Origin of the sequence: Peribacillus frigoritolerans, from assembly GCF_004358755.1 — a bacterium.
Taxonomy (GTDB): domain Bacteria; phylum Bacillota; class Bacilli; order Bacillales; family Bacillaceae; genus Bacillus_P.
Genome location: NZ_SMZY01000001.1, coordinates 174,473 through 187,526 on the forward strand (window position 1 = coordinate 174,473; position 13,054 = coordinate 187,526).

Genomic DNA, 13,054 nt, shown 5'->3' on the forward strand with positions numbered 1-13,054 from the left:
GTGGGTGAGGCTATCGTTATTACCTCTGGCAAAGGCGGAGTTGGCAAAACAACGACTTCTGCTAATTTAGGAACATCTTTAGCGATTTTAGGAAAACGCGTATGTCTCATTGATACAGACATCGGCCTGCGAAACCTCGATGTTGTGATGGGGCTTGAGAACCGCATCATTTACGATTTAGTGGATGTTGTTGATGGCCGCTGTAAAATTCATCAGGCTCTTGTAAAAGATAAACGCTTTGAAGACAGGCTCTATTTGCTTCCTGCTGCGCAGACGAGCGATAAATCGGCTGTAAATCCTGAACAGATGAAGAAGCTTGTAGATGAGCTTAAGCAAGACTATGACTACATTGTGATCGATTGTCCGGCAGGCATCGAGCAGGGGTTTAAAAACGCTGTTGCAGGTGCTGACAAGGCTATCGTTGTGACTACTCCTGAAATATCAGCAGTGCGAGATGCAGACCGCATTATCGGTTTGCTTGAGAAAGAAGAGGGCATTGAACCGCCGAAGCTGGTCATCAACCGAATCCGCAACCATTTAATGAAAAATGGGGACATGCTTGATGTGGATGAAATTGTTACGCATCTTTCGATTGATTTAATCGGAATCGTAGCAGATGATGATGATGTCATTAAAGCGTCTAATAATGGTGAGCCGATTGCAATGGATTCAAACAACCGCGCAGCTATTGCATACCGGAACATTGCCCGGCGCATCCTGGGAGAATCCATTCCTCTGCAATCATTAGAAGATGCAAATCCAGGTGTCTTTACAAAAATCAAACGCTTTTTCGGCGTTAGAGTATAAGGTATCAAGATAAGCGCAAAATTTTATTTCTTTCAAAAAGCAATCTCTGATTTTAGGAGATTGCTTTTTTTTATAAATGTCACTGCTGCTCCATTTTCAAAAACACATGGAGGCCGTTCCGCAGGCTTGTCATATTCCATAAGGACAAGGCATAAAATTGAGTAAATGTGATTCGAGGGGATGGGTGTGGCAATGGGGAATCGAGCGGATGATTTGCGCAGGAGAATGGCAAAAAGAAAACGGGACCGCAGTTTAGGAGCTGAGAGGATAAAACCTCAAAAACAGCTGCCCGATCTATCATTCACAGATGATGAAGAAAAATATGGAGGCTCCGCATATCACACGTATGATCCCGAAAGAGGCGGAGGGGGCTCCCATCCATTATTTAAACCGGATGTATTTATGTTTAAGCTGCTGATTGGAGCTTGTTTAGTACTTGTTGCTGCCATTGTTTTTAAGAATGATTCGCCTCCTTTTGAAAAAGTTCAGAGTGTGGTCACAAGTACCTTTGAAGAGGAATTTCAGTTTGCCGTGATTTCAAAGTGGTACGGTGAGCAGTTTGGCGACCCGCTTGCCCTGATTAAAACCTCTGATCAGGCACCAAAGTCTGAAGATAATACAGAATTCACAGCTCCGGCTTCAGGAAAAGTACTTGAAACGTTTGAAGATAATGGCCAGGGTGTCATGGTTGAAACGAGCAGCAATCGTGTAGAAGCAATGAATGAAGGGATTGTTATTGAAATTGCTAAAAAAGAAGACTCTGGTTTGACGGTTGTCGTTCAGCATGCAGATTCAACCGAGAGCTGGTACGGCAATCTGGAGGAAGTGAATGTTTCCCTTTATGATTTTGTGGAAAGCGGAAAAGAAATCGGCAAAATCAAGGCGGCAGAAGACCAAAAAGGGACATATTATTTCGCTATTAAAAAAGGTGATCAATTTATTGACCCGATTCAGGTGATATCCTTTGACTAAATATTTATCTGTTTTTCTTCACATTCATATTCACCCTATTCTTTGGGTAATCATGGGGATTTCGATTATGACGGCTCATTTTCAATCCCTGCTGATTTTGCTGTCCATTATCCTCATACATGAACTGGGTCATGCTATGACAGCCAGACATTTCAACTGGAGGCTGAAATCGATTGTTCTGCTTCCATTTGGAGGGGTTGCAGAAGTGGAGGAGCACGGGAACAGGCCTTTGAAGGAAGAACTTCTGACAATTGCAGCCGGACCTCTGCAGCATCTTCCGCTTCAGGGAGCAGCGTTTCTTTTTCAAACGGCAGGTTTTCTGAGTTATGAAACTTATCAGCTCTTTACCTTCTACAATGTCATGATTCTTCTGTTTAATTTATTGCCGATTTGGCCGCTGGACGGAGGGAAATTGCTGTTTTTGCTTGTATCCATGAAGCGGTCCTATCAGGATGCTCATCGGACTATGCTTATGGTTTCAGCTGTGTCCCTAGCTCTGTATCTTTTATTTTTTCTTATTTTTTATCCGCAGCAGCTTAACGTTTGGGTGATTGCAGGTTTCCTTATTTATTCTTTATATATGGAATATAAACACCGCAGTTTTGCGAGCATGAGATTTTTGCTCGAGAGATATTACGGCAACCAGCAGGACCCGGGAATATTAGAGCCGATTATTGTAGATGAAGGAGAGTCCATCTATCAAACGCTGCTGAAATTCAGACGGGGGTGCAAGCATCCGATTATTGTTGAACGAAATGGAAAGAAGCTGTTTGAGCTCGATGAAAATGAGCTTCTTCATGCCTTTTTTGCTGATAAGCGGACACAATCAACTGTCGGCGAACTGAATTATGATTATTGACGCAGGACTGATAAAATGAGTAAATATTAGAAAGACATCTACAGAAAAGAGGATGATCATTGCGTAAGTTAGTCCTAAATACAAAAGGCGGTCAAAATCGCTGTGCACTGCTTGAAGAAAATCTAGTTCAGGAAATTCACATCCATCATATAAATGAAACGGCCGGCAGCATATATGCGGGCCGTGTTTTAAATGTTCTTAAAGGCATGCAGGCCGCTTTTGTCGATATCGGGTTAGAAAAAAACGGATACCTTTCAGTTAATGATCTCCCCCCTGATTTGAAATCAGCCAAGCTTAATGAAGGACAGCAGCTTTTGGTTCAGGTCGCAAAAGAAGCAACTGAACATAAGGGGCCAAAACTGACCGCCAACCTTGAATTTGGCGGACAATATCTTGTATACATGCCAACATCAGGCTATACGGCTGTTTCAAAAAAAATAGAGGATCCATCTGAAAGGGAGAGGCTCAGGTCCTTTGGAACTCATTTTTGCGCAGAGAATGAAGGGCTTGTTTTCCGGACTGCAGCAAGCGGACAAGCAGAAGAAACCTTACATAACGAGTATCGATATTTGAAGAAAAAATACGAGGCTCTGCTGCATGCAAATACGAAGGCGCCCGCCCTTTTAACTGAAGGCACGCCATTCTTTGACAGAATCCTGCGGGAAATCGATCCTGAAACGCTGCAGCAGATCGTATGCGATGACAGCGATCTCGTCCTGGATTTAAAAAGCCGGTATGAGACCCTGGAAATAGTGTTTCACCAATCAAAGCAGCCTGTTTTTGATGCGTACAAGATTGAACAGGAAATAGAAAAAGCGCTGAAACGGATAGTTTGGCTGAAAAATGGCGCCTATCTTGTGATCGATCAGACAGAAGCATTAACCGCAATTGATGTAAATACAGGGAAATTCTCAGGCAAGTCTTCTCTGCAGGATACGGTAATGAAAACGAATATAGAAGCGGCAAGAGAAGCGGCAAGACAGATCAGGCTCCGCAACTTAAGCGGAATGATCATCATTGATTTCATTGATATGCCAAGGCAGGAGGACAGGCAGGCTATTTTGTACGAAATGCTCAGGGAAGCGAAGCAGGACAGGGTTCAAACAAAAATGCTTGGTTTTACTCAAATGAATATTTTTCAAATGACCCGTAAACGAGTGCGTCCCGATCTTCCATCTCTCATCACGGAACCTTGCCCCGTATGCAGCGGCACAGGACAAGTGCTGTCTCCTGAAACAATCGCTTTTAAAATCGAACGGGAACTATGGGAGCTGCAGTACATGGAGCATGAGGCAGCCATGATTGAACTGCCTCCTCATGCTGCTGAAGTATTAAGAGGGAAAAAGGATGAACATCTTAAACGATTGGAAAAGGCCCTGCACTTTGAGATCTTTTTGACGGAAAAGAAAGAATGGACCGATCACTATAAAATTGTGCAGCTGGGAAATCGTGAAATGATTCAGGGGCTTTTGAAAAATAAAGATAAAATATAATTGACATACAGGAGCCTATTTTGATAGTATTGTTATGTTATTGATTGTAGCACCCGTGCTACAACCGCACAGATGCAGGTATAAAGTTTTTCGGAATGCTCCGGATCACCTGTTTGCTGGCGAGTCTGAGTCTAATTAGGAGGTGCATAGGAATGTACGCAATTATTGAAACTGGTGGAAAACAAATCAAGGTAGAAGCTGGTCAAGCGATCTACGTTGAAAAGCTTGCTGGTGAACAAGGCGACACTGTTACTTTTGACAGAGTTTTATTCATTGGCGGAGATGACGTGAAAGTTGGTAGCCCGATCGTTGATGGAGCGACTGTTACAGCGAAAGTTGAAAAACAAGGCCGCGCTAAAAAGATCACTGTATTCAAATACAAAGCTAAGAAAAACTACCGCAAAAAACAAGGTCATCGTCAACCATACACGAAACTTGTTATTGACGCAATCAACGCTTAAGGCCATTTAAGATGATAAAAGCAGTCATTAACCGCTCAAGCGGCGGATTAATTGAATCCTTTACATTATCTGGACATGCCGATTTCGATGTACATGGAAAGGATATTGTCTGTGCTGGAGCATCTGCCGTCACTTTTGGTGCTGTTAATGCGATACATAAGTTAACAGGCATAACGCCGATTGTTGAACAGGGAGGAGACGGAGGATTTCTTTCGTTTCAGCTGCCACATGATCTAGAGCAAAAAGCGGGCGAACAGGCTCAGCTGCTGCTTGAAGGCATGCTCGTATCGCTGCAGTCAATTGAATTGAACTATGGACATTTCATAAAAATTACGATAAATAACAACCAGCAGGAGGTGGACTAGAATGTTTTTAACTTTAGATCTTCAGTTCTTCGCTTCTAAAAAAGGAGTAGGTTCTACTAAGAACGGTCGTGATTCAATCTCTAAGCGTCTTGGCGCTAAAAGTGCGGATGGCGAATTCGTAAGCGGTGGTTCTATCCTTTTCCGTCAACGCGGAACGAAAATTTACCCAGGTGAAAACGTTGGCCGCGGCGGTGACGACACTCTTTTCGCGAAAGTGGACGGAGTTGTACGTTTCGAGCGTTTCGGACGTGACCGTAAAAAAGTTAGCGTATATCCTGTAGCACAAGAAGCATAATTTCTTTTAGGAAAACTCTAGCCTCTGGTTAGAGTTTTTCTTTATTTTTAATTCTGTTTTGAGCCCCAAGTATAAAATCACCAGTTAGCAGAAAGATGCGGACTGATTTGGTCCTTTAAAACAGAAATCTTACGAAAAACAGTCATTTTTTTCAGAAAAACCTCCCCATATCTTTGATTTCCTCTTGCTTTTTTCAAATTGCACTTATTTTCCCCCGGATAGTTTGTTATAATTTAGTACGACATTCAGTTTCCAAGTCTTAAAGCTCCTAGAGAAAAGAATAGAGAAAAAGGGAGTAGGAGTGCCGACATGAAAAAAACAAATGAAGAGTGGAATATTGTTGATGTGTTAAGTCATTCACGTCACGATTGGATGAATAAACTGCAATTAATCAAAGGAAACTTATCATTAAATAGACACGATCGCGTACAGCAGATTATAGAAGAAATCGTCATCGAAGCACAAAGCGAATCAAAGCTATGCAATTTAAAAATGCTTTCATTTGCGAGCCTCTTAATGACGTTCAATTGGAAAAGGCATCACTATTCTCTGGAGTATGAAGTCCTTGGTTCCATTTATGACTTGTCGGAATACGATGTGAAGGTTGCTGCATGGTGTGAGCAATTCTTTCAGATTCTTGACGATTCCGTTGACAAGTGCAATGAGAATCACTTAAGCATCACAATAGAAACAGAAGCCAATCAGGGACAAGTTCGATTCTTTTTTGATTTTAATGGCATAATAACAGAAACAGCATTGTTATTAAATTGGCTGAAATCAAATGAAGAGAATCAGGTGTCAGTAAAGCATTATGAGCTTTCCCCGGACGAACTGACCATTACGGTCGGGGTTGTATAATTGGCTTGGAGCGGAGGATTACCATGTTTATAGATCAGGTGAAAATATATGTAAAAGGCGGCGACGGAGGAAACGGGCTAGTTGCGTTCCGCCGCGAGAAATATGTTCCTAAGGGCGGACCTGCAGGCGGAGACGGCGGTAAAGGCGCTGACGTTATTTTTGAAGTTGAAGAGGGCCTGCGCACATTAATGGATTTCCGCTATCAGCGTCATTTCAAAGCAGACCGCGGACAGCACGGCATGTCTAAAAATCAGCATGGCAGAAATGCCACGCCGATGATTGTTAAAGTTCCGCCGGGAACAGTCGTTATGGAAGAAGAAACAAGAACGGTTATTGCTGACCTGACTGAGCACGGACAGCAGGCTGTTATTGCAAAAGGCGGACGCGGAGGACGCGGAAACAGCCGTTTTGCCACGCCGGCCAATCCTGCTCCTGAACTTTCTGAAAATGGAGAGCCCGGACAGGAACGGAACATCATAATGGAGCTTAAGCTTCTTGCAGATGTTGGCTTAGTCGGTTTCCCGAGTGTTGGTAAATCAACGCTGTTATCTGTGGTAAGCTCAGCTAAACCGAAAATCGCCGAATACCATTTTACAACGCTTGTGCCGAACCTTGGTGTTGTTGAAACAGGAGATGGCCGAAGCTTCGTTATGGCGGATCTGCCTGGATTAATTGAAGGTGCACATGAAGGAGTGGGACTTGGTCATCAATTCCTGCGCCACATTGAAAGAACACGGGTCATCGTTCATGTCATTGATATGTCAAGCGGCGAGGGCCGTGATCCTTATGAAGATTATCTGACTATCAATGCTGAGCTTAAAGAATATAATTTGCGTCTGACAGAAAGACCGCAAATTATCGTTGCAAATAAAATGGACATGCCGGAATCAGAAGAAAACCTTGCAGCATTTAAAGAAAAGCTTAAGGATGACCTTCCGATCTTCCCTGTTTCTGCTATTACCCGTGAGGGCGTCCGCGAACTTTTATTTGAAATCATGAACACAATTGAAAAGACACCGGAATTCCCGCTTTATGAGGAAGAGGATCTTTCCGATCACCGTGTTCTTTATAAATTCGATAAAGAAGCAGCAGAATTTGAAATTACCCGTGACAGTGACGGAACATTTGTCGTATCAGGAGAGAAAGTGGAGTATCTCTTCAAAATGACAAACTTCCTGCGAGAAGAGTCAATCAGACGATTCTCAAGACAGCTGCGCGGAATGGGTGTCGACGAAGCACTCCGTCAAAGAGGAGCAAAAGACGGCGATATCGTGCGTTTGCTTGAATTCGAATTTGAATTTGTTGAATAGCCTAAAGAAGAAGAGCCTTAATCCGCTCTTCTTTTTTCACAGTCAGATGAAGAAAAGGAGCAGGTCATGAAGGAAGAAACCTTTTTTTTAGTACGGGAAGACGTTCTGCCTGAGGCGATGAGAAAAACGCTTGAGGTCAAAAAATTGATTGAACGAAAAAAAGCAGACTCTGTTGCTGAAGCTGTTCAGCGTGTGGATATGAGCCGAAGCGCTTATTATAAATACCGTGATGCTGTTTTTCCATTCCATACAATGGTAAACGAGCGCATTATCACGCTCTTTTTTCATTTGGAAGACAGATCAGGCACTTTATCACAGCTTCTCGCAGTTGTGGCCACAGCAGGCTGCAATGTACTGACAATCCATCAGACGATTCCGCTGCAGGGACGCGCAAATGTAACACTGTCTTTAAATACGAATGGAATGAAAGAAGATATCAACAGCGTCATGGCAAGGATGAAGCGTCTTGAATTTGTTGAGAAAGTAGAGATATTAGGATCTGGAGCTTAGGGGAGAGGATTTCTTATGTCATATAAAGTTGGTTATTTAGGTCCGGCAGCTACGTTTACACATCTTGCCGTTACAAAATTTTTCGAAGAGCATGCCGAGCATGTTCCCTTTTTGACCATCCCGCAATGCATGGATGCAGCAGCTGAGGGGAGAATTGACTTAGCTGTTGTCCCGCTTGAAAATGCGTTAGAGGGTTCTGTTAACTTAACGATCGACTACCTCGTTCATGAACAGCCGCTTTCCATCATTGGGGAAATTGTAGCGCCTATTCAGCAGCACTTGATGGTTCATCCATCAAGAGAAGACTCTTGGGAAGATGCAGAAAGAGTATACTCTCATTCCCATGCCATTGCACAATGTCATAAATTTCTTCATCATCAGCTTCCTAAAGCGAAGTATGAGTACGCGACATCTACAGGTGCAGCTGCAAAATACATCCAGGAGCATCCTGAAGAAAATATTGCGGTTGTGGCAAATGAACTGGCAGCTGAAGAATATAATCTTAAAATTGTCCGCAAGAATATCCATGATTATACCCATAATCATACCCGGTTTGCTGTGCTGCACCCAAACCAGCATACATATATCAAGACCAAATTAAAGAAAATCACAGACCGGACAACCCTTATGATTACCTTGCCTTCAGATCAGTCGGGGGCCCTTCACCAAGTGCTTTCTGCTTTTTCTTGGAGAAAGCTGAATTTGTCAAAAATCGAATCAAGACCTATGAAAACAGGTCTTGGAAACTACTTTTTTATTATCGACATTGATATGAAAATGGATGAAGTCCTGATTCCAGGTGCGATGGCAGAGCTTGAGGCTCTGGGCTGCAGTGTCCGGACTCTTGGTACATACAGCGCTTATTCGATATAAAAAATGAACCGGCTTGCATTTCAAGCCGGTTTTTATCTATTTTAATCTTCTTCGTTAACAAGAAACCCCGCCGTCTTCAAAGCAGCGCATACTTCATCTAATTTTTCCTCGCGGTCCGCTACTAATGTATGCAAGTGCAATCCTTCTGTAAGCTGGGATAAATAGGCTGCCTTTGTTTCCTCAATTTTTTCGATGAAATCACGAACTTCCTTACGGTTGCTGACCATAATGGAAGCTGTCAATTCCCCGTATACAGGATGTTCAATGATGACATCTTTCACGGTTACACCGTAATCAACAATGAGATTCAGTTCTTCAGCCGTTGCTTCGGGTTTATGGCTGCTTGCGATGATGCGCTTATAGGCAGGCAGTTCATCGTTTTCCTGTTTCATATAAACATAGCCTTGGCTTGTTGCAAGGATTGGTTCATTTTGTGCTTTTAACAAAGAAATGTCCTGAACAATGACTTGCCTGCTGACATTAGTCTTTTTTGCCATGTCGCTGCCTTTCATTGGAACTTTCGTTTCTTTCAGCCAATTCAGGATTAATTCTCTTCTTTTTGTTCCGGGGATTTTACCTTCGTTCATGCAGTCTTTCCCTTCTTTCCATATGCCTCTCGCTAATTGCTTTTTCTATGATGTCAGCCATCTTATCAAGATCTTCGGCATTAGTATGTTTACCTGTTGAAATCCGGATGTACTGCAGGGCTTCATCGCTGGTCATGCCGATAGCCATCAGCGCCTTTGAGGGAGTCTGCATGCCAATTTGGCAGGCTGTACCTGTGGAAATGGCCACGCCTCTTCGGTTGCCTTCAAGAAGCATATATTGTCCCTCGATCCCTCTAATCACAAGGCCAATAATAGATGGCAGCTGATCATCCACATTTTTATTGATAATGTGAACATGTTCGCGATAGTCGCTGAGCTTTGCTAAAAACCTGTTCTTCAGCGATTCAAGTCTGGTGAATTCTGTCTGCATGACTGAACAAGCTGCCGCCGCGGCATAAGCAAATGCTGCAATACCCGGCACATTCACCGTGCCTGCTCTAAATCCATTTTCATGTGTGCCGCCCGGAATAACAGGATTAAGGTGTTTACGCGGATTCAAATAGAGACCGCCGACCCCTTTTGGTCCATACACCTTATGACTTGAAACTGAAATCGCATCCACCTTCCACGCATCCGCTTTAATGGGGATCTTTCCAAACGACTGAACACAATCACTGTGAAAATAAACAGGCTTATCCTGTAAAAAATATCCGATATTATCCAGATTTTGGATGCAGCCTATTTCAGAATTTGCGTGCTGAATGGAAACAAGTGCGGTTTGTTCCCTTAAGGCATCCCTTATTGCTTCTACATGTAGTTTACCATGTTTACCAGGCAATAAAAATGTAACCTCATAGCCTTTTTGCTCGAGTGATAGTAAATAATTATAGCTAGAAGAATGTTCTAGCGCAGACGCAATTATATGATTTTTGTGTTTAGGAGAATTTTTTAAGAGTGTTTCAATGGCAAGTACATTGGATTCACTTCCTCCGCTTGTGAAGCAAACTCCAGAGGCATTACCGCCAATCAGGTTTGCTATCTGTCCGCGGCAGGCATCTAATAATGACTTGGCGGCATCTCCTTCATCATGAAGACTATTGCTGTTTGCGAATGCTTTTTTTGATGCCTCGGCAAATACATGGAGGGCTTCATCACTAATGGGTGTTGTAGCCGCGTAATCTAAATAAATCAAATTTGAGTCTCCTCTCAGGGTTCAAAAAAATCTCTTGTCATTATTTTAGTTTTGTGTAAATATAAGTGTCAAGACACTTGTAAAGAATAGGGGGTTATTTTATGCCTCAAACGGATGCAGTCATTATCGGAAGCGGCATTGCAGCTCTGTCTGCAGCCTATCAGCTTCAATCTTCAAGAAAAGTCACCATACTTACTAAATCAACTAAATACGAGAGCAATTCAATGCTTGCCCAAGGGGGAATTGCAGCAGCTGTGGACAAATATGACAGCTGGCAGGGTCATTACGAAGATACGATGACGGCAGGATCTTATCATAACGATGCTTTTGCGGCTGAACTGCTTGTAAAGGAAGGGGCAAAAGAAGTTCTTGGCCTTATAAGAAATGGATTTCAGTTTGACCACGATTCAAACGGGAAATTACTGCTTGGTCAGGAGGGCGCACACAGATTCAGCAGAATACTTCATGCAGGCGGAGATGCCACAGGAAAAGCTGTGATTCATTTTTTATTATCACAGCTAAATGAAAACACTGAAATCATTGAAGATGAAATGGCGCTCGACCTTATCATCTGTGATGGAATTTGCAAAGGAGTATTTACCCGGAATGCACAAGGTGACATTCAGCAGTATTTTGCCGGACATACCATTCTTGCAACGGGCGGCTGCGGCAGTCTATACAAACATACTTCCAACTCACAGGTTACAACAGGTGACGGACTTGCAATGGCCTTTCGTGCTGGTGCTGTCCTCACGGATATGGAATTTACTCAATTTCATCCGACGATGCTTCTGGTAAATGGTGAATGCGTAGGGCTTATATCTGAAGCAGTAAGAGGAGAAGGAGCTTTCCTTCAAAATGAGAGTGGAATTCGATTCATGGAAGGTATTCATGCATTTGGAGATCTTGCTCCAAGGGATATTGTTGCAAGAACGATTTTTTCACAGATGAAAAAAGGCCACCGCGTTTTCCTTAATATCTCGTCTATCCCAGCCTTTGAAAGCCGATTTCCAACGATTTCAGCTTTATGTAAAAAACATGGTGTCAATCTAAATGAAGGTTTGATTCCAGTAGCCCCGGGAATGCATTTTCTTATGGGCGGCATCAAAACAGATATAGATGGCAAAACTTCGGTAAGCCGTTTATATGCAGTTGGTGAAGCAGCTTGTACAGGAGTTCACGGGGCAAACAGACTGGCAAGTAATTCATTGCTTGAAGGCCTTGTTTTTGGCAGCCGTCTAGGCATGCACATCTTAAATTCTCCTCAACATGCATTTAGAGAATCTGAGTCAGTGAAAATCAGAAACAGCAGGAAGCAGGCAGTCATATTTCCTTCTAAGGAAGAGATAAAGTGGATGATGACAAACTTTGCTGCTATTGAGCGTTCTGAAGAAGGACTTTTTATTGCAAAATGCTGGTTTGAGAAATTCTTATTGCCAATCTCTTTTTGGGATATCAATGTGAATAACTTCACAAATAAAGAGTACGAAAAAATAAATATGCTGACAGCAGGCTGGCTTATTGTGGCTTCTGCACTTAGAAGAACAGAAAGCAGGGGCGGCCATTTCAGAACAGATTATCCTTATAAAGAAGACCGGTTATGGCTGAAAAAACAAATTCTTCTTTCTAAATACGATACAGGGTTAAAGAATGATTCAGAGGTGATGGAAATTGAATTTACTTAAACTGAAAAAACAATTAGAAGCTTTCTTTATTGAAGACATTGGTGATCATGACGCTACAAGCTCGTATATTTTTTCAAAATCTCAGCGGGGAAAAGCCATAATTACAGCCAAGGAAGACGGGACTTTTGCGGGTGCGGATGTGGTCAAAATCGGGTATGAAATTCTTGATCGCAATGTATCAGTTAACCTTCTGAAACAAGATGGTGAACAAATAAATAAAGGTGAGCAAGCAGCTGTTATTGAAGGTCCAATAGGTTCACTCCTTACTGGAGAACGAGTCATCCTAAACCTGCTTCAAAGAATGAGCGGAATTGCCACACTGACAAATCAGGCAGTGAATTGCCTGAATTCCACTCATACGAAGATTACTGATACCCGGAAAACGACACCGGGCCTGAGAATGATTGAAAAATATGCTGTTCGGTGCGGCGGCGGATACAATCACAGATTTGGCCTGTATGACGGAATTATGCTTAAAGATAATCACATTGCAAGCAGCGGTTCTATCTTTGAAGCTGTAAAAAAGGTAAGGGCGCATGCAGGGCACATGATAAAAGTAGAGGTTGAAATTGAATCTGAGGAACAGCTCCTGGAAGCAATCGAGGCAAATGCGGACATCATTATGTTTGATAACCGGACACCTGAAGAAGTGAAAGCTTTTGCCGATCTGACACCTTCGTCAATCATTACCGAAGCTTCTGGAGGAATTACCCTTCAAAATCTGGCTGAATACGGTGACACCGGAGTGGACTATATTTCACTTGGAATGCTGACTCATTCCGCCAAATCTCTTGATTTAAGCATGAATGCAGAATAAGGAGGAAGT

15 protein-coding genes and 1 other annotated feature are annotated in these 13,054 nt (G+C 42.7%); of the genes, 13 read left to right on the forward strand and 2 right to left on the reverse strand.

The features are described 5' to 3' along the window. The 11 genes from minD to pheA all read left to right on the forward strand — a co-directional run bounded on the left by minD (window position 1) and on the right by pheA (window position 8,803). Complete coding sequence (gene minD, locus E2R53_RS00795) at window positions 1-807, forward strand: septum site-determining protein MinD (protein WP_133309985.1); 807 nt, start codon at window positions 1-3, stop codon at window positions 805-807. Between the two features lie 192 nt (window positions 808-999). Then, complete coding sequence (locus E2R53_RS00800) at window positions 1,000-1,779, forward strand: M23 family metallopeptidase (protein WP_133309986.1); 780 nt, start codon at window positions 1,000-1,002, stop codon at window positions 1,777-1,779. Continuing rightward, window positions 1,772-2,638, forward strand: coding sequence for a M50 family metallopeptidase (locus tag E2R53_RS00805; RefSeq protein ID WP_165970844.1), 867 nt, complete (start codon window positions 1,772-1,774; stop codon window positions 2,636-2,638). Before E2R53_RS00800 ends, E2R53_RS00805 begins: the two co-directional genes overlap by 8 nt. Window positions 2,639-2,697: 59 nt before the next feature. Then, window positions 2,698-4,131 (forward strand): Rne/Rng family ribonuclease, encoded by a 1,434-nt coding sequence (locus E2R53_RS00810; protein WP_133309987.1) that lies wholly within the window; start codon window positions 2,698-2,700, stop codon window positions 4,129-4,131. 52 nt (window positions 4,132-4,183) lie between these two features. Continuing rightward, window positions 4,184-4,268 (forward strand) — a sequence feature (ribosomal protein L21 leader region). Between the two features lie 15 nt (window positions 4,269-4,283). Then, window positions 4,284-4,592 (forward strand): 50S ribosomal protein L21, encoded by a 309-nt coding sequence (rplU, locus tag E2R53_RS00815; RefSeq protein ID WP_070879462.1) that lies wholly within the window; start codon window positions 4,284-4,286, stop codon window positions 4,590-4,592. An 11-nt stretch (window positions 4,593-4,603) separates the two neighbouring features. Then, a complete protein-coding gene (locus tag E2R53_RS00820; protein WP_070879463.1) occupies window positions 4,604-4,957 on the forward strand; it encodes a ribosomal-processing cysteine protease Prp in 354 nt (117 codons plus the stop codon). 1 nt (window position 4,958) lies between these two features. Continuing rightward, a complete protein-coding gene (gene rpmA, locus E2R53_RS00825; protein WP_029279387.1) occupies window positions 4,959-5,252 on the forward strand; it encodes a 50S ribosomal protein L27 in 294 nt (97 codons plus the stop codon). A gap of 309 nt (window positions 5,253-5,561) precedes the next feature. Further along, the gene (locus E2R53_RS00830; protein ID WP_133309988.1) at window positions 5,562-6,110 is read left to right on the forward strand and encodes a sporulation initiation phosphotransferase B; all 549 of its coding nucleotides are present in this window, start codon (window positions 5,562-5,564) and stop codon (window positions 6,108-6,110) included. A 23-nt stretch (window positions 6,111-6,133) separates the two neighbouring features. Then, window positions 6,134-7,420, forward strand: a complete 1,287-nt coding sequence (obgE, locus tag E2R53_RS00835) for a GTPase ObgE (RefSeq protein ID WP_133309989.1) — start codon at window positions 6,134-6,136, stop codon at window positions 7,418-7,420. A 66-nt stretch (window positions 7,421-7,486) separates the two neighbouring features. Then, window positions 7,487-7,930 carry an ACT domain-containing protein gene (locus E2R53_RS00840; RefSeq protein WP_133309990.1) on the forward strand — a complete coding sequence of 148 codons (444 nt, stop codon included), beginning with the start codon at window positions 7,487-7,489 and terminating at the stop codon, window positions 7,928-7,930. Between the two features lie 15 nt (window positions 7,931-7,945). After that, complete coding sequence (gene pheA / locus E2R53_RS00845; protein WP_133309991.1) at window positions 7,946-8,803, forward strand: prephenate dehydratase; 858 nt, start codon at window positions 7,946-7,948, stop codon at window positions 8,801-8,803. A gap of 41 nt (window positions 8,804-8,844) precedes the next feature. Here pheA and E2R53_RS00850 read toward each other — a convergent pair whose 3' ends face one another. Both E2R53_RS00850 and E2R53_RS00855 read right to left on the reverse strand, forming a co-directional pair. Continuing rightward, complete coding sequence (locus tag E2R53_RS00850; RefSeq protein WP_133309992.1) at window positions 8,845-9,390, reverse strand: transcription repressor NadR; 546 nt, start codon at window positions 9,388-9,390, stop codon at window positions 8,845-8,847. Beyond that, window positions 9,377-10,543 carry an IscS subfamily cysteine desulfurase gene (locus E2R53_RS00855; protein ID WP_133309993.1) on the reverse strand — a complete coding sequence of 389 codons (1,167 nt, stop codon included), beginning with the start codon at window positions 10,541-10,543 and terminating at the stop codon, window positions 9,377-9,379. The genes E2R53_RS00850 and E2R53_RS00855 overlap by 14 nt, the downstream gene beginning before the upstream one ends. A 101-nt stretch (window positions 10,544-10,644) precedes the next feature. Between E2R53_RS00855 and nadB the strand changes: the two genes are divergently transcribed. Together nadB and nadC are read left to right on the forward strand one after the other, a co-directional pair. Beyond that, a complete protein-coding gene (gene nadB / locus E2R53_RS00860) occupies window positions 10,645-12,228 on the forward strand; it encodes an L-aspartate oxidase (protein ID WP_133309994.1) in 1,584 nt (527 codons plus the stop codon). Then, complete coding sequence (gene nadC, locus E2R53_RS00865) at window positions 12,215-13,045, forward strand: carboxylating nicotinate-nucleotide diphosphorylase (RefSeq protein ID WP_133309995.1); 831 nt, start codon at window positions 12,215-12,217, stop codon at window positions 13,043-13,045. Before nadB ends, nadC begins: the two co-directional genes overlap by 14 nt. Window positions 13,046-13,054 lie beyond the last annotated feature (9 nt).

Coding starts and splice junctions, on each gene's coding strand:
- E2R53_RS00800 (WP_133309986.1), top strand. CDS start 1,000: ATGGGGAATCGAGCGGATGATTTGCGCAGGAGAATGGCAAAAAGAAAA.
- rplU (WP_070879462.1), top strand. CDS start 4,284: ATGTACGCAATTATTGAAACTGGTGGAAAACAAATCAAGGTAGAAGCT.
- E2R53_RS00820 (WP_070879463.1), top strand. CDS start 4,604: ATGATAAAAGCAGTCATTAACCGCTCAAGCGGCGGATTAATTGAATCC.
- rpmA (WP_029279387.1), top strand. CDS start 4,959: ATGTTTTTAACTTTAGATCTTCAGTTCTTCGCTTCTAAAAAAGGAGTA.
- E2R53_RS00830 (WP_133309988.1), top strand. CDS start 5,562: ATGAAAAAAACAAATGAAGAGTGGAATATTGTTGATGTGTTAAGTCAT.
- obgE (WP_133309989.1), top strand. CDS start 6,134: ATGTTTATAGATCAGGTGAAAATATATGTAAAAGGCGGCGACGGAGGA.
- E2R53_RS00840 (WP_133309990.1), top strand. CDS start 7,487: ATGAAGGAAGAAACCTTTTTTTTAGTACGGGAAGACGTTCTGCCTGAG.
- pheA (WP_133309991.1), top strand. CDS start 7,946: ATGTCATATAAAGTTGGTTATTTAGGTCCGGCAGCTACGTTTACACAT.
- E2R53_RS00850 (WP_133309992.1), bottom strand. CDS start 9,390: ATGAACGAAGGTAAAATCCCCGGAACAAAAAGAAGAGAATTAATCCTG.
- nadB (WP_133309994.1), top strand. CDS start 10,645: ATGCCTCAAACGGATGCAGTCATTATCGGAAGCGGCATTGCAGCTCTG.